This is a genomic window from Pontibacter sp. YIM B11418 (assembly GCF_059278805.1).
Genome location: NZ_JCAEMH010000005.1, coordinates 237,625 through 253,821, shown reverse-complemented (window position 1 = coordinate 253,821; position 16,197 = coordinate 237,625). Strand labels below are relative to the sequence as shown.

15 protein-coding genes and 3 tRNA genes are annotated in these 16,197 nt (G+C 49.8%); 9 read left to right on the top strand and 9 right to left on the bottom strand.

The window, feature by feature from the left end; translation table 11 throughout:
- Window positions 1-66: 66 nt before the first annotated feature.
- The 3 genes from AC4QZR_RS13970 to AC4QZR_RS13960 all read left to right on the top strand — a co-directional run bounded on the left by AC4QZR_RS13970 (window position 67) and on the right by AC4QZR_RS13960 (window position 3,607).
- Entirely contained in the window at window positions 67-1,716 is a 1,650-nt protein-coding gene (locus AC4QZR_RS13970; protein ID WP_494481462.1) for a catalase, read from the top strand.
- Window positions 1,717-1,816: 100 nt separating this feature from the next.
- The gene (gene rlmD / locus AC4QZR_RS13965) at window positions 1,817-3,229 is read left to right on the top strand and encodes a 23S rRNA (uracil(1939)-C(5))-methyltransferase RlmD (protein ID WP_494481461.1); all 1,413 of its coding nucleotides are present in this window, start codon (window positions 1,817-1,819) and stop codon (window positions 3,227-3,229) included.
- Window positions 3,230-3,235: 6 nt separating this feature from the next.
- Window positions 3,236-3,607 (top strand): hypothetical protein, encoded by a 372-nt coding sequence (locus AC4QZR_RS13960; protein ID WP_494481460.1) that lies wholly within the window; start codon window positions 3,236-3,238, stop codon window positions 3,605-3,607.
- Between the two features lie 153 nt (window positions 3,608-3,760).
- Here AC4QZR_RS13960 and thiL read toward each other — a convergent pair whose 3' ends face one another.
- Window positions 3,761-4,786, bottom strand: coding sequence for a thiamine-phosphate kinase (gene thiL, locus AC4QZR_RS13955; RefSeq protein ID WP_220625894.1), 1,026 nt, complete (start codon window positions 4,784-4,786; stop codon window positions 3,761-3,763).
- A 192-nt stretch (window positions 4,787-4,978) separates the two neighbouring features.
- Between thiL and AC4QZR_RS13950 the strand changes: the two genes are divergently transcribed.
- The gene (locus AC4QZR_RS13950; RefSeq protein ID WP_494481651.1) at window positions 4,979-5,788 is read left to right on the top strand and encodes an SDR family oxidoreductase; all 810 of its coding nucleotides are present in this window, start codon (window positions 4,979-4,981) and stop codon (window positions 5,786-5,788) included.
- A gap of 113 nt (window positions 5,789-5,901) precedes the next feature.
- On the opposite strand, the gene AC4QZR_RS13945 is transcribed toward AC4QZR_RS13950, so the two are convergent.
- The gene (locus AC4QZR_RS13945; RefSeq protein ID WP_494481459.1) at window positions 5,902-6,639 is read right to left on the bottom strand and encodes an SH3 domain-containing protein; all 738 of its coding nucleotides are present in this window, start codon (window positions 6,637-6,639) and stop codon (window positions 5,902-5,904) included.
- Window positions 6,640-6,708: 69 nt separating this feature from the next.
- Between AC4QZR_RS13945 and AC4QZR_RS13940 the strand changes: the two genes are divergently transcribed.
- Window positions 6,709-6,781: transfer RNA gene (locus AC4QZR_RS13940), tRNA-Lys, on the top strand.
- A 57-nt stretch (window positions 6,782-6,838) separates the two neighbouring features.
- A tRNA-Lys gene (locus tag AC4QZR_RS13935) sits at window positions 6,839-6,911 on the top strand.
- 303 nt (window positions 6,912-7,214) lie between these two features.
- Here the strand turns inward: AC4QZR_RS13935 and AC4QZR_RS13930 are convergent.
- From AC4QZR_RS13930 to AC4QZR_RS13915, 4 genes are all read right to left on the bottom strand, one after another.
- A complete protein-coding gene (locus tag AC4QZR_RS13930) occupies window positions 7,215-7,559 on the bottom strand; it encodes a hypothetical protein (RefSeq protein WP_494481458.1) in 345 nt (114 codons plus the stop codon).
- 12 nt (window positions 7,560-7,571) lie between these two features.
- Window positions 7,572-9,167, bottom strand: coding sequence for an FAD-dependent oxidoreductase (locus AC4QZR_RS13925; RefSeq protein WP_494481457.1), 1,596 nt, complete (start codon window positions 9,165-9,167; stop codon window positions 7,572-7,574).
- A 109-nt stretch (window positions 9,168-9,276) separates the two neighbouring features.
- Window positions 9,277-9,936, bottom strand: a complete 660-nt coding sequence (locus tag AC4QZR_RS13920; RefSeq protein ID WP_494481456.1) for a sigma-70 family RNA polymerase sigma factor — start codon at window positions 9,934-9,936, stop codon at window positions 9,277-9,279.
- Between the two features lie 194 nt (window positions 9,937-10,130).
- Window positions 10,131-10,982: a cyanophycinase gene (locus AC4QZR_RS13915; protein ID WP_494481455.1), complete on the bottom strand. Its 852-nt coding sequence runs from the start codon at window positions 10,980-10,982 to the stop codon at window positions 10,131-10,133.
- Between the two features lie 150 nt (window positions 10,983-11,132).
- Between AC4QZR_RS13915 and AC4QZR_RS13910 the strand changes: the two genes are divergently transcribed.
- From AC4QZR_RS13910 to AC4QZR_RS13900, 3 genes are all read left to right on the top strand, one after another.
- The gene (locus tag AC4QZR_RS13910) at window positions 11,133-11,681 is read left to right on the top strand and encodes a DUF4142 domain-containing protein (protein WP_494481454.1); all 549 of its coding nucleotides are present in this window, start codon (window positions 11,133-11,135) and stop codon (window positions 11,679-11,681) included.
- 656 nt (window positions 11,682-12,337) lie between these two features.
- On the top strand, window positions 12,338-12,952 hold the full coding sequence (locus AC4QZR_RS13905; protein WP_494481453.1) for a DUF4403 family protein: 615 nt from the start codon (window positions 12,338-12,340) through the stop codon (window positions 12,950-12,952).
- A 231-nt stretch (window positions 12,953-13,183) separates the two neighbouring features.
- Window positions 13,184-13,256, top strand: a tRNA-Lys gene (locus tag AC4QZR_RS13900).
- Window positions 13,257-13,322: 66 nt separating this feature from the next.
- Here AC4QZR_RS13900 and AC4QZR_RS13895 read toward each other — a convergent pair.
- From AC4QZR_RS13895 to AC4QZR_RS13885, 3 genes are all read right to left on the bottom strand, one after another.
- Complete coding sequence (locus AC4QZR_RS13895) at window positions 13,323-13,712, bottom strand: hypothetical protein (protein WP_494481452.1); 390 nt, start codon at window positions 13,710-13,712, stop codon at window positions 13,323-13,325.
- A 76-nt stretch (window positions 13,713-13,788) separates the two neighbouring features.
- Window positions 13,789-15,147, bottom strand: coding sequence for a hypothetical protein (locus tag AC4QZR_RS13890; RefSeq protein WP_494481451.1), 1,359 nt, complete (start codon window positions 15,145-15,147; stop codon window positions 13,789-13,791).
- Between the two features lie 57 nt (window positions 15,148-15,204).
- Complete coding sequence (locus AC4QZR_RS13885) at window positions 15,205-15,966, bottom strand: ABC transporter ATP-binding protein (RefSeq protein WP_494481450.1); 762 nt, start codon at window positions 15,964-15,966, stop codon at window positions 15,205-15,207.
- Window positions 15,967-16,197 lie beyond the last annotated feature (231 nt).

The following is a 16,197-nucleotide window of genomic DNA, read 5'->3' as shown; positions in this document are numbered from 1 at the left end:
CATGAACCCTTCGATATTGGTTCCGTTAAATACTATCTGGAAATCTATCAAAAAAAGCAGCGAGTCATGAAGAAAAACGAAAGCACGAAAGGCAATGGCCAGGATAAGTCAAAATACGCCAAAGCCGATAAATCCCGCAACGCCAGCAAAGGCAACACCCTCACCACCCGTCAGGGACATCCTGTCACCGACAACCAGAACATCAGAACGCTTGGTAGCAGCGGACCGGCTACCATGGAGAACTACCACTTCATCGAAAAGATATCGCACTTTGACCGGGAGCGCATACCGGAGCGCGTGGTGCACGCCCGCGGTGCCGGTGCACATGGTGTGTTTCAGGCTTACGGCACAGTAGGCAACGACCCGATTGAGAAGTTTACCCGCGCCAAGGTGTTTAAAAAAGGAAAGGAGACTCCTACTTTCGTGCGTTTCTCTACCGTTGGTCATGGCACACACTCACCGGAAACCCTGCGCGACCCACGTGGCTTTGCCGTGAAAATGTATACCGAAGATGGCAATTGGGACCTGGTAGGCAACAACCTGAAGATCTTTTTTATCCGCGATGCCATGAAGTTTCCGGACCTGATCCACTCGCAGAAACCAGACCCGGTGACCAACATACAAAGTGCCGAGCGCATTTTTGACTTCTTTTCGGGCACGCCGGAGGCTACCCACATGGTCACTTTCCTGTACTCGCCCTGGGGTATACCTGCCAACTACCGCCAGATGCAGGGCTCTGGTGTGAACACCTACAAGTGGGTGAACGAAGACGGCGAGGCTGTGCTGGTGAAATATCACTGGGAGCCGCTGCAGGGCATCCGCAACCTGACACAGAAAGAGGCGCAGGAGGTGCAGGGCAAGAATTTCAACCATGCCACACAGGACCTGTACGAAGCCATTGAACGCGGTGATTTTCCGGAGTGGGAGCTGAACGTGCAGATCATGAGCGACGACGACCATCCGGAACTGGACTTCGATCCGCTGGATGATACCAAGCTTTGGCCACAAGACCAGTTTCCATGGCATCCGGTAGGCAAGATGACCCTGAACCGCAACCCGGTAGATTATTTTAACGAGGTAGAGCTTTCAGCTTTCGGTACCGGTGTGCTGGTGGATGGGCTCGATTTCTCGGACGATAAGATGCTCCAGGGCCGTACCTTCTCCTACTCCGACACACAGCGCTACCGCGTTGGTGCCAACTACCTACAACTGCCGATCAACGCGCCCAAAGTGCATGTAGCTACTAATCAGCGCGGTGGTCAGATGGCCTTCGATACGGATTTTGCTGAAGGGCAGAATATCCACGTGAATTACGAACCGTCTATACTGGGCGGGTTGAGTGAGGCACCAAAGCCGGCAAAGGAATATACTCCACGCTATGAAGCCAACCTGGTGCGCCAGCCAATTGAGCGGGCCAATCCATTCAAACAAGCCGGTGAGACATTCCGCAACTTTGAGGATTGGGAGCGGGAAGAGCTGATCAACAACCTGGGCAACGACCTGGCCAAATGTGACCTGCGTATTCAAGAGAAAATGTTGGATCATTTCACGCAGGCCGACGAAGACTATGGCCGGTTGGTGCGCGAGCGTATAGAGCAGGCGACGCAGCAGATGCATAAGATGGACAAAGGTATGGATGGCCCGATGGGCAACGTGACCGGAGAGGAAGGCGTGGAAGATGCCCAGCAGAAGTCTCACAAAGCCAAGCCTTACTAAGGAGTAATTTTTTAGGTATAGAAAGGCCGCTTCCGAACAGGGAGCGGCCTTTTTAGTTAACTTCTCACATCTCCCGAATTTTAGTTAATTTTGCGGCACTGTGAGAAAGCAAAAGAAGAAGACAAATTTCGAGATACTCGAAAACATCCGGATTGAGGAGATGGTGGCGGAAGGTAAGTGCCTGGCACGCCATGACAACATGGTGGTATTTGTGGGCGGCGTGGCTCCCGGCGATGTGGTAGACCTGCGTGTGACCCGCAAAAAGAAGAGTTTTATGGAGGCTGAAGCGATCAACTTCCATGCTTACTCCGATGTGCGCGTGCAGCCTTTTTGTGAGCATTTCGGTACCTGCGGCGGTTGCAAGTGGCAGCACATCGGCTACGACACCCAACTGTACTACAAGCAGAAGCAGGTGCAGGATAACCTGGAGCGCATTGGCAAAGTGGCGCTTCCTCCTTTCGACCCGATTCTGGGTTCTGCCAAAGACAAATTTTACCGTAACAAACTCGAATTCACGTTCTCCAACTACGGCTGGCTGACCAACGAGCAGATAAAGTCAGGGGAGGAGCATGAGCGGCGGGCGCTGGGTTTTCACATGCCGGGGCGCTTTGATAAAATCCTTGACATTCAGAACTGTTATCTGCAGCCGGAGCCTTCCAACAGCATCCGGCTGGCCGTGCGCGACTATGCCCACGCCAATAACCTGGTGTTTTTTGATAAGCTTCGCATGACGGGCTGGTTACGCAACCTGATCATCCGGACAGCCAACACCGGCGAGCTGATGGTGATTTTGCAGGTATACCACGACGATCAGGAAGCCTTGACAGGTATACTGGATCATCTGGCGGCAAAATTCCCGGAGATTACTTCGCTACAATATGTGGTGAACGGCAAAGGCAACGAAACTTTCCATGACCTGCCGGTAATCTGCTACAAAGGACTTCCTTATATACACGAGGAAATGGAAGGTATACGCTTCCGGGTGGGGGCGAAGTCTTTCTATCAAACCAATGCAGACCAGGCCTACGAACTTTATAAACTGACCCGCGAGTTTGCCGGCCTGACCGGTAACGAACTAGTATACGACCTCTATACCGGGGCCGGTACCATCGCTAACTTTGTAGCCCGTCAGTGTCGCGAAGTGATAGGTATAGAGTATGTGCCGAGCGCCATTGAAGACGCGAAGATCAACTCCCAGATCAACGATATTACCAACACCACCTTCTATGCCGGCGACATGAAAGACATCCTTTCGGATGAGTTGATCGAGCGGCATGGCAGGCCGGATGTAGTGATCACCGACCCACCGCGCGCAGGTATGGATGAGAAGGTCGTGGCGAAGCTGCTGCAGGTACACGCAGACCGCATTGTGTATGTAAGCTGCAACCCCGCCACGCAGGCCCGCGACCTGGAGTTGCTTTCTGAGAAATATGATGTAGCCCGTGTGCAGCCGGTGGACATGTTCCCGCAGACGCACCACGTAGAAAATATTGTTCTGTTAACAGCTAAATAAAAGCCTATGCAAAACGATCCTGAATTGAATGGCAAGTACCTCGGCACCATCTCCAAAGATTTTGTGGTGGTGGCCGAGACCCTGCGTGAAGCATCGTACCAGGTGCGTAAGCGTAGTATTTCCAAGTACCCGATCTTTGTTTTTGCCCGGACGGAGGTCCCTGTTGGCTCGCTGTTCCTGGCCAAAGAAGAGCTGGCGCTCGAATGGAATATCAACGCTTCATACCTGGAAGACTTCATCAAGCACAGACTCGTAGACGAAGATAGAGTTGCGGATTTTGCAGCCGCCTATAAAGACCCGGATGAGTTTTGCTGCCTCTTTGTGGTGGACGGAGAGAGCTTCACCAATTTCGTGTTTATACCTTATCCGGAGGATTAATCTTATTGAAGAAGGAAATTTTTGACAAAAGACAAAGGACTTTTTAGAGATTCCTGAAAACAAAAAAGAGAAGCGATACCGCTTCTCTTTTTTGTTTATACCTACAAAGGGAAAATCTTTTGTCCTTTGTCTCAATGTCTTTGGTCAAAGCCCTTAAAAATGCTGCCAGCCCTGTGCCTGTAGCGGGAAGGACTGACCGTGTTTGTTGGCCAGGTTGATGCCTTCGCTCTTGTCAGTGATCTTACCGATGATGCTGATATCGGGGTGATTCTTCACTTTGTCATAATCTGAAATAGGCACCGTGAAAAGCAGTTCGTAGTCTTCGCCGCCGTTAAGGATGCAGGTGATCGGATCGAGCTTGAATTCCATGGCTGCTTCCAGTGTCTGCTCATCCACAGGCAGGTTATCTTTGTAAATGGTAGCACCTACACCGGACTGCGCACATATATGGAACAGCTCCGAGGCTAGTCCGTCCGACACGTCGATCATAGCAGTTGGTTTAATGTCGCGCTCCTTCATATCGTGGATCACATCCATGCGGGCCTCCGGGCGAAGCTGTCGGCCTACGATATATTGCCTGTCTTCGAGTTGTGGCTGCATTTCCGGATCGGCCATAAAAGCCTGCTTCTCGCGCTCCAAAATCTGAAGTCCGAGGTAGGCAGCACCAAGGTCACCGGTCACGCAGATCAGATCATTTTCTTTAGCTCCGTTGCGCAGTACTGCTTCGCCTTTGGCCACTTCACCAATCGCTGTAATGCTGATCACTAAACCGGTGCGTGATGAGGTCGTGTCGCCACCCACGAGGTCGACGTTGTAGTTTTCGCAGGCCAGTCGCATACCTTCATAAAGTTCTTCCACAGCCTCCACGGTATACTTGGCACCCAAGGCAATGTTCACCGTAATCTGGGTAGGTTTTGCAAACATGGCCGCAATATCCGATACGTTCACCGCCACTGCTTTATAGCCCAGGTGCTTGAGTGGACAGAAAGTGAGGTCGAAGTGCACTCCCTCCAGCAGCATATCGCTGGTCACGACGATCTGTTTTTCACCTGGCTCCAGAATGGCGGCATCATCACCTATGCCTTTGATAGTGGATGGCTGCGTAAGCTCGATCTTTTCATTCAGGCGCTTGATCAGGCCAAACTCGCCTAATTCACTTAGTGAGGTATAGTTACTCATCTTGTTTCTGCTTTATACCTGCAAAGGTACGCAAAATCTGAGGTATAGGCGTAATCTGCCTATACCGGAATTCCTGAACGATATTTAGCGCAGAAGTAGTAGTTTTGTACCTGATTCCTGCACAGTGTGGGAAACTAACTAATGAATTGTCCGCCAGGCGATGTGGGCAAGGTATAAGCTGATTTGACAATGATGAAAAATAAGGTAGTGCTCGTTACGGGTGGTACATCAGGTATAGGCAAGGCGCTGGTGTTTGCTTTCGGTAAGGCAGGAGCGAAGGTGGCCTACTCCGGCCGTAACCAACAGAACCTCGACCAGACTGCGCAGGAACTGGCAGCGGCAGGTATAGACAACCTGGCGATCAACGCGGATGTGAGCGTAGAGGCCGACTGCGAGCGTATGGTATCTGAAACCGTGAGCAGGTATGGCGGACTGGATATCCTCATCAACAATGCGGGTATCTCCATGCGTGCCCTTTTCGAGGACCTGGACCTGGATGTGCTGCGCAAAGTAATGGATATCAATTTCTGGGGGACGGTATACAGCACCAAGTTTGCGTTGCCTTATATACAGGCTGCAAAAGGTTCTATCATAGGTATTTCCTCAATCGCCGGTTACCGCGGTTTACCGGCCCGTACAGGCTACTCGGCTTCTAAGTTTGCCATGCACGGCTTCCTGGAAACGCTCCGTACGGAGTTGCTGCACTCCGGTGTACATGTGCTGATTGCTTGCCCGGGTTTCACAGCCTCCAACATCCGCAATACTGCCCTCGCCGCCGATGGCCAACAGCAAGGCGAAACCCCGCGCGACGAACAAAAAATGATGAGCGCCGAAGAAGTGGCCGACCGTATTCTGCAAGCCACCATCAAACGCAAACGCGACCTCGTGATGACGACACAAGGAAAAATGGCCGTATGGGTAAACAAGCTCTTCCCAAGCCTGGCCGATAAACTGGTATACAAAGTGATGGCGAAAGAGAAAGACTCACCGTTGAAGAAATAGATAAGAGACCTACAGCGATATTACCAAAAAGAGAAGCTTTCGGGCTTCTCTTTTTGGTAATTTGAAAGCTTCAAATGTCTTTTGTCACAATGTCTTTTGTCCTTTGTCAAAACCTAAGGCAGCTCCAGCAAATTGTGCTTGCGCACGTAAGCTTTCTCGCCCTTCCACTTAATCTCATACCAGATATCCTGTTCGCCCGTGATTGGCACTTTGTGTCCCTGCGAGACGGTGGCCAGCCAGGTTGCACCAGCCGAAGGCGCTGACATGATCGCTACCTGATCGTTTCGAATGATGCCTGCATCACCGAGGTTGAGGAAATTGATGTAGTACAGGATAAAGAGCAGGTATAGCATAAACCCCAATTTGAACGTCTGGCTGAACCGGTGCCCTTTGCGCCAGCTCACGAACATTACCGTAACAGTCACCACGGCGACCAACAACATCAGTTCCAGAATCCGCATGTAATGTTTGCTGAACTGGGTTTTAAAGAACTGCAGGTCGTTGTACTCATAGCCGCTCAGGCGGTGCGTCTGGCCGAGCTCCTCCATCTTTTTGAGGACCGAACGGCTGGGTTGCTTCTTGTAAAAGAGATGCAGGTAATACATGGCCCCGGTATAGTCGCGCGCGCTTTCCTTGATGTAAGCCATTTTGAGAAGCATTTGTGGCGTGTATACCTGTTGGTGCTGTAACAACGAGTCGTAGAGCGTGAAAGCCTCCGTATACTGCAGGCTGTTGAAGAGGGAGTCAGCTTGTGAAAGTGCTTTATTATCTGTCTGACTATAAACTGGTTCGGTGTTTAGCGCCAAAAAAAGGAGCAAAAAACCAGAGATTTTGAACCAAAGATTTTGCATTTAAACAGATAGCTATTACTTTTGCAACGCAATTAAGGGAAACGTCCCTGAGAATGCAAGTTAGTAAAAGATTCTGTAGCTCAGCTGGTAGAGCAATACACTTTTAATGTATGGGTCCTGGGTTCGAATCCCAGCGGGATCACAAATACAAACGCTTTGTTTCGGCAAAGCGTTTTTTTACCTACTAACACATAGTACCGATTCTGTAGCTCAGCTGGTAGAGCAATACACTTTTAATGTATGGGTCCTGGGTTCGAATCCCAGCGGGATCACAATTAGAAAGCTCCATCTTAACAGATGGGGCTTTTTTTATGCCTGGCGGGATTATAAGAGTTATCTCAAGTTTCATCAAAGCCGTCTGAATCCCACCGGCACATTCTGTTACCTGAAGAAAGGTATAGCGGCAGGGCTGTTTCATTCTACCTCTGTTTCAACCAAGTTTCTTATCAGAATGACAGTAAGTTTTTTAGCCTGCTTTTTTAGAATGAAGAGACCCTAGGTATAGCGGGGGTGTGGAAAAGACTCATTTCCCATTTATGCCAGGCGTCTTGCGCATGTGCGCCACACTTTCCTGTTTAATTCCCGAACGCGAAAACCAGCAACAGCACAAAGCCACCCACCGCCAGCAGCCCATGCCCGACGGCTAACACTTTAGGTATAGGGCGACCTGTCAGATCCCGGGAGACCATGTACAAACCTCCCAGTGCAGCCAGCACAAACAGCACGAGACTCTCCCAAGGGTTAGGGCCTCCTTTGGCAATGTAAATGATCAGTAGCACCAGTCCGACGACCGCCATGGGGCCATGGGAGAAGACAATGGCCTTCGGAGTCTCTTTGCCACGGAGCACGAAGGTGAGGAGGTACATACCCAGCAACGCGGCCAGCGCGAAGAAACCAATAGCGGTATAAATCAAATTCATGACTGACAGAGTTTAGGTGATGGGGTTATTGATTTCGCGTTCACCTGAGGTTTTGCCACCTGACTCAAGTAAGTGACCGGTTTTGGGATCAATTGCTTTCCGTTCCAGATTGAGAATGGCAGGTCCCTCAATGACGCTCCCATCTATCATGAAGCGGCTTCCGTGGCAGGGACAGTCCCAGGTCTTCTCAGCGTTGTTCCAGTTCACGATGCACTTCATGTGGGTGCAGACTGCAGAGCAGATATGCAATTGGCTATGCTCGTCACGGTACACGGCCAGCTTCTCAGAGTCCACCTCTATGGTTTTGCCCTCGCCCGGCTCTATGTCAGAGAAATGGCTGGCCTGCCCGGCGGGAATGTCTTTCAGGTATTGAGCCGCAACGTTAGCGTTTTCCTTAATAAACTCTCCGATGGTAGACAGGTTAGTTCCCCTCGTAGCGTCAAAAGTCTCTAACCATGGACTTCCTTCACCGGCAATCGTGTCTGCTAACTGGATGCCGGCCACCGTGCCGTAGGTGAGACCATCGGCGTAGAAACCAGTGGCAATGTACGTTCGCTTCGCCCCTTTGTGCGTGAGCCCGATATAAGGCACCCCATCACCTGAGCGATAATGCTGGGCTGACCACCTGAACTCCACCGAAGCCACATCAAAGTGCTGTCGGGCATAGGCTTCGAGTTCGTTGAAATAATGCTGATACTCCTGGTGCGAAGCCTGTCCGGTTTTATGGTGATTACCGGCTATCATCAGCATGTCCAGTTCCATGGAGCTGGTGCTGTGAGTGGTAATGGCGTGGTGGGTCTTGTCATTATGCCAGTAGTAGGCATCCGGATAAGCGCCCGATTTCAGGCGCATGGCTACTACATAACTTCGATAAGGAGCGGCCACGGTTTGCACTGTATGGATACCAATGGGAATGTGTGTGGCAATGATCAGTTGGTTGCAGGTCACCGTACCTTGTGTTGTCGTCAGCAGGCAGTGGTCTTCTTCCTCCTTCAGGTCCAGCACAGTGGTGTGCTCATAGATCTGCCCGCCCATTTGAGTGGTTGCCTTTGCCAACCCCAACACATACCGCAAGGGGTGGAAACGCGCTTGTCCATCCATACGGACAGCCCGTTTAACGCTGTCAAAACTGAGACCTGGTACCTGCGTCACAAATTCAGCAGCCATACCTGCCTGTTGCAGTGTCTCGGCCTCCTTCTCAATGGTAGACGCCATGTCTTCCTCCTGCGTGAAGAAGTACCACGGCCGCCGCGCGAAATGGCAGTCGATGTTGTACTTTTTAGTGTGCTGCTCAATAAAATTCAGGGCAGTGAATCTTGCCTGCACAACCGTGCTGGCCACCTCCTGACTTCTGGTTTTGGCAATGTGATGAAGATAGGGGCCCACGGGTACATACAGGTTGCCGGTAGACCAACCAGTGGTGCCGCCTCCCACTCTGCGTGCCTCCAACACCGCCACACGCTTGCCCGCCTTGGTAAGTTGGTGCGCTGCGGTAATGCCGGTTATGCCGCCGCCAATAATGGCTACGTCTACCTGAAGGTCACCCTCCAGGGTAGGGTAAACAGGTCGCTGGGGAGTAGTGGCCTCCCAAAAAGATTGTGTCTCCATGGATGAGTGGTAAAAGTATAAGTATAAGGATCAATTTCAGTGATAAAACGACTGCTCACCTTGCAGTTTACTCCCCCATCCGTCCGAGCCTGCTAAACGGGCACTGTCTTCAGATTCTCTGGAAAACCCGCTCTACTACCTGGTCGCAGTAGATGAGGTTGAACTCATACACTGCCGCCTTCGGATACCAACTCTCCAACTTCTTGCGCAGCATGCTTTTCGCTCTGTTCAGACGCACTTTCACATTAGCCTCTGTGATGCTCATCACTTCAGCCGTCTCATTCACATTAAGGCCCTCCAACTCACGCAATACAAACACAGTGCGGTACTCCGGGGCAAGCTGTTCAATGCACTCCTCCAGCACCCGACCAAGCTCACGGTTCAGCACTTCTCTATGCCCGTCAGAGGACGTATTCTTCTCCGTGAAATTTACCTCTCCGGTATGGCTGACCTCCGAGAAGTCGGATTTGGATTTATGTGCTTTTTCCATGGTCCAGTGATAGCACTTGTTAAGCATTATTCTGATCAGCCAGGTTTTATAGGCGGCGCGAGACTCAAACTTCTCCAGATTCAGGTAGGCTGCAATGTGAGCCTCCTGCATCAGATCCTGCACGTCATCATGCAAAAGCCCAAAAGAACGACCCACTTTGTAAAGCGCTCCGTTGTGGCGCCTGATCAGGACTTCAAACAGGTCTTTTTCACCAGCCTTTATCTTCGAGACAATTTCGCTGTCCGGTGCATAGCTGACCACGGCTTCTGTTTTATGCATGATTATTAAGATTGTAAGTGAGTGTAATTGGTACTGTATCAGATGTATACCAGAATACCACGCCCACTTATAAATAGTTGTCTTATAAAATGAATGCTTTTTTGATTTAGAGTAAGAAGGGAAGCCATTGGTTACAAATTCGCAGCTAAGTACTTATTGCGGCTAAAGCAGAAGCAATGAAGTGTGCGAAGCTTTTAAATGAGAAGGCCGGATTGTATCTCGAACTTCTTTCCTTTGGGCAGTACATGCATGATTATATTCTCCAGGCAGATCGGTTCGTCGTGCGCCAGGTGACCATAGTTATTTTCCTTTAAGTGCCTGCCGTCAAACAGCACCACCAAACCCGAGCCAATGGTCTCCAGGCAACTCCCATCTGTGATGAGTACCGCAGTGTCTTCTCCCAGCCCCACCCCAATCAGGGTCGGGTGGGCGGCCAGGCTTTCAATCATTCTGGGAATGCGGCGACGGTTCACAAAGTGGGTGTCGATCATCACATTTTTCAGGAACCCCAACCCGTTGCCTAGCTCGACGGCCCCTTTCACCAACACACTTTGTTCTGCTGCGCCCAGAATCATGATTTCGGCCATGGCCATAGCCCCTGCGCTGGTCCCCGAGATCAGGAATTTTTCCTCCTGCCAATATCTTTCCTGTAAGATCTTCAACGCCTGAGAGTCTGCAAAAACCTCCGTAATCCTGCGCTGATCGCCTCCTGTGAACATGACGGCATCTGTTTTCCGCAACCGCTCCAGGTTCTCCGGTCTGGTTATGTCTTCTTTTGTTTGCAGGTGCAAGGCACCCACGTTGTCGCAGCCCAACAGCAGGAAACCATCAAAGTAGGCCTGGGCCATCTCTTCCGGTATATGCGAGGCTGTGGTGATGACCTCGATGCGGGTGCCGATTCCGTGAAGCTCATCATGAATGCGCTTCAGGATACCAGTCTCAAAAAAGCGCACCTGATCACGCAGGTGCACTTCGGTAGGCGAGGGCAAGGTGCCTTTGTCCTCATTGCCGCCTATCGCCACGATTTTGCCTCTTGGTAGTCCCATGGGTTCTTTTAAGTTTTAGAGTGCCCATGGCAGGTATAGGTTACAACATGGGCACTTTCCTGCACGGTCCTAAAATTCGATGATCACTTTTGTAACTTATTACGAGCCAGCTACTCCAATGATTATCTAATCACTTTTAAATCAGAAAATATGAAACGTTTTGAGAAGATTACCATTAAGGCCATGGCACTTTTACTTAGCGTGTTCGCCTTGGGGTCCACGGTGCTGGCGCAGGGGAACCCGACTCTGTCGGATGCGGAGGTAGCTTCGGCAGCCGTGACGGCCAATCAGATTGACATTGATTTTGCCGCTATTGCCAAAGAGAAGTCTAAGGATACCCAGGTATTAGAATTTGCCCGGACCATGGCTAATGACCATCAAGCCGTAATCGATCAGGCGGTCGCGCTGACGGAAAAGCTATCCGTAACTCCTAAGGACAATGCGGTCAGCAAGCAGTTGAAGGCCGACGCGGAGAAAACCAAAGAGCAACTGCGCGCTAAGTCAGGAAAGGCTTTCGACAAGGCTTATATAGACAATGAAGTGGCTTACCATACTGCCGTTATTTCTGCGGTAAAAGATCTCCTGATTCCGGAGACAGAGAATGCAGAGTTGAAGGATTTACTGACGTCTGTGGTGCCGGCCCTGGAGGCACACCTGGAGCATGCAAAAATGATTCAACAAAAAATGTCCAAAAAATGATGAACCCTATGTTGGTGGCAATGCATAAGGTACTGCTTCCGTGCGCGCTGCTTCTGCTGACGGGATTCTCCACCTTACAAGAAAGGCCTGCAACTAAAACGCACCGCGTAGAGATTGTGAGGATGAAGTTCAGCCCTTCCAATCTGAGCGTGCAGCCCAGGGATACGGTGGTTTTCATAAACCTTGATATGGTTACCCACGACGTGACTGAAGCATCCGGCAAGACGTGGAAGTCGCCGCCTCTGGCAGCCAAAAGCTCATGGAAGAAAGTTATGAAAACCAGCGCTAGTTACTATTGCAGTTTTCACCCCGTTATGAAAGGCACGATAACGGTCAATTGATGGTTAAGGGCAAATGATTCTGTCTGTGGATGCCCAACTTATCGAGTGGTGCTCAAGCGAGTTATTTGGTTTTAAGGAATTAATCTTAACTTTAAGTCTCGGATGTGAGGTAGCCTATTCGAGACCAGATTAGTATATCTAAAGTTAGATCGTTGATTTATAAAGCTTAATGGGTTTTTAACGATCCCATTGGCATCACTTCCAAAGAGCCTCAAACCTGGGTTTGGGGCTCTTTTTATTTCTACGGTTTGCAACCAACTCAAACCCTTTGAGCATTTTTGAGTTTAAATGCCTTTGTTTACCTAAAGTCTATATATGGAAAACTTTGTCAAAATTCAGGTGCCGGTTACTATTTCTTACCCTGCTTTGGAGAGTGTGCTCAGGAAGCAATTGGTAGGCGAATACATACCCAAGCCCTCAGAAGATACGGATGCAACTCCATACGCGCAGATCCTGGATGTCGGGCTGGCCGGCAGCAGCTCCGGTACAGGTGACATTATTCTGAGAGTCAGGATCCGGATTTTACGGACCATCCTCAAGCGCGACAACGTGGACCTGTACGTGCAGGCAACGCCGGGATACGACAATGCCACGCAGCATGTATACATCCACAGATTCAACATGCAGGCCCAGACTTCCAGCCGCTTTTATAATTCTTCACTCGAGGTGTTGGTCAACAAGGTGGCCTACAACCAAATAATCCAGATGGCAAGAGTAAATCTGGCCGAATTAATTGGTGGTGAACTGACAAAGGCAAACGGTATGCTGGAAACAGGTATGGAACTGAAAGGCCTGAAGCTTACCGGTGCAGTAGAGGAGGTGCGGGTGCACGACATCACACCAAAAGCCAACCGGATGTTCCTGAACCTGGAGCTGCGGGCAAAAGTAGAAGTAGATGTGTTTGACTTGAGTGAACTGCTGCCTGCTTAACCAGTGATACAAGTCCTGAAAAGATTTTATACGGTATGACGCGCTTTATTTTGCTGTAAAGACATTTTTTTAACTGGCCGGTAATTGCTTGATGCTTAGGAAGATTAAACCAAAATGAAACACCAGCGTTGTATACATTTACCGTAAGTAGAATGAATAAAGAGAGTAGGCTTTGGGAATTAAAGAAAAAGGTCTACTTTTGCACTCCCAACACGGGGAATATATAGTACTGATTCTGTAGCTCAGCTGGTAGAGCAATACACTTTTAATGTATGGGTCCTGGGTTCGAATCCCAGCGGGATCACTTAAAAAAAAGAAAGGCTTCTTACGTTTCGTAAGAAGCCTTTCTTTTTTTGTTCCTATAAGGTATTCAAATATCGGCACTCGTCATATTCAGATTGGTCTTTTGGGTGGTTATTTCCTTTGTTCCCAACTTGTCTTGCTCCACCTTTTCCAGGTACTGCACCAATTCCAAAGTGCGGTTAATTACATCCATGTCAGGACGGTATACCTGTTCATCGGGAGCACTATCCCCCTGTGGTGCAAACTCGTTGTGCAGCACTTTCAGGTACGTAATGTAGCTGTCTACCTGGCTACCGATGTAAGTGAAAAAATCCGGATTTTCGGTGGCCTGGTCCAGAAAGCCAGCCTTCTGATTTTCAGCATCCCGAATCTCCTGGTAAACCGCTTGAGCAGCCTCTTCTTTAGAAAGCTCCTTTGCCTGCAGTTCAGCTAAAAATTTGTCGTAATCGAATTCCATCTGATATTGTTTGCCCGTGGGGTGTGTCAGGCTATTGCAATGACAATATTGCTACACACTTAGTTCGATGTGCGGTTTATTCGGTTTTATAAAGCGTTTCAAACAGCTTGTACTTGTATTGCTTGTACTCCTGCAGTACCGCTACCATAGCAAAAACGGTCAGGGCAATCACGACCGGGTACACCATGTACAGCATGGGGTGCAGCAAGGGCAAAAACAGCAAACCCAGCAGCAGGATGGAAATGAAACTGTACAGGTATGAGGTTTTGGCACTGAAGCTCAGGATGCCGCCTTTCACCATTTTAGGGCTGGTGAACGAAGCAATGATACCAATGGGAGTCAACACAAGTACGGCGGCGCTGTACATCAGCAAAATAAAGGTAGCCTGCTCGTGGTTAAAGAAAGCCACATACAGCACCACAATGGCCGCGTCTATCAGAATGGGCATGCGCAGCGGCAGCAGGCTGGCCTTCAGAAATTCTTTGTAGCTTCCGGTGGCACGCTCTGTTGTCAGCCACAGGTTTTTATAAAAGCCCCACACATTGTTGAATACATAGGTATAGATCACGAGCGGACCCACAAAGAGCCAGAGCGATACGTTCTTGTCGAGCATGTGGATGCCCTTGGCCGAATATACCGTCGCGTCGATGCCGAGCATGAGCACCTTAAAGCCCAGCCCGAACAGGAGCAGTTGCTTCGCCATTTTATGGTTTTTGAAAAGGCGCCAGCCCAGGCTGCGGCGGGCATCGTTGCTGTAGTTCACGGTGCGGCGCTTCGGCTCGTAGGCCGCCTGCTCCAGCAGGTAGTTCGCGAGCAGGAAACAGGCAAGCGAAGCCAGGTGCACTACCAGCATCATCACAGAAGTCACTGGCTCAAACATAGGCGCACGGGCCTCCAAGGCTATAAAGGCGCCCACCATAACCACGGCTCCCCAAAAAGCGCTGCCGCGCCAGTTGATGCGCCGCTCAATAAACACCTGCAGCGACCGCCTCGTAATATGCGCTGTCAGAAACACCAGAAAGCTCTGCGCCAGGTGCAACAAGGTATAGTCAGGTGACATCATGCAGAGCAACAACAGAAAGTTGAGCAGCACAAAGTAGAAGGGTGATACCAACTCCACGATCAGTTCGGTCCAGAAGCGCTTGAGCGGTTTAATGGGGTAAATACGGTTAATAAAATCCGCTTTCGGGATATAGGCCGGGAAGAAACCGCGCAATATCGTAAACGACAGCAGCAGCAGGTTGGTGTAGCCCAGCATCTGGCTGACATCCATATTCAGGCCGCCTTCACGGGCCTGCTGTAGCAGAAATGTAATCAGCCAGGCATAGAAAGCCGACAGCACAATGCCCAACGCGAGCAGGAGTACCCGTTGCATTTTCTTGTGCCGGAAATAGCTGTTTAGTCTCGCCTTGCAGGAATATAAAATCAGATCCATTTTTTTGGTAAAAGCTGAAAGTTGAGAGCTATGAGTTAGATAACTTTTAACTCTTCACTAGTTAAGCATCCAGTCGATGTCGGCGTCGGCAGCGGTGTGGTGCGGTAGCAGCAACTGGAACAAGGCCTGGTCGATCAGCGCCTCACCGTTCATGGTGAACTCCTGCACCGATCCGTTGTACATCAACTGTCCGTCGTTGAGCACCCCGATGTGCGTGGCAACACGCTCTACATAGTTCAGGTCATGCGACGAGATAAGTACCACACGGCTTGGCGTGCTGTAGTTGCGGATCAGTTTCACCAGCAGTTGCGCCGCGATGGGGTCGAGGCCCGTGAAGGGTTCGTCCAAGATAAGCACGCGTGGTTTGTGCAGAATAGCGGCTACAATGCCTACTTTCTTTTTCATGCCGGTAGAGTAGCCCGCAATATTTTTATGTAGCGACTCACGTTCCGTAAAAAAGTAATTGGTCAGGCTGTTGATGCGCTGTTGCGCTTCGTCTTCGGGCAACTTATACAGTTTTGCCACAAAGTTGAGGTACTCCAGGCCCGTAAATTCTTCAATCAGGGGATTGTCTTCGCAAAGAGCGCCCAGATCCTGCTTTACCTCAAGCGGGTTACTCAAGTAGTCTTTGCCAAAGAGCGAAATAGTGCCCGAGTCAGGCTTTATGAGATCGAGAATGCTGTTGAGAAAGGTACTTTTGCCAACTCCGTTTTTGCCGAGCAGGCAGTAGCATCGGCCTTGTTCTATTGTTATGTCTAGCGATTGCAATACATGTTTGTTGCCATACGCTTTGGATAGTCCCTTTATCTCTACACTCATAAACTCCCTGGCTAAATATTGTAATATAACTATTCTTTATGAAGGTATAAATTTAGCTATACCCCAGAAATAGTCCAAACATTAAATGCGAAACTTAAGCTTGAGGGCACCGACATCCTCAAAACTTTATGCACTTTGGTTTTAAACCAACATTGGTAGCTATGCATAAGGTTTCGGTACTTCTCAAATGTTTCGAGTTTTTTCAAAGTTAATTCCGCAAGCCTTTCACTA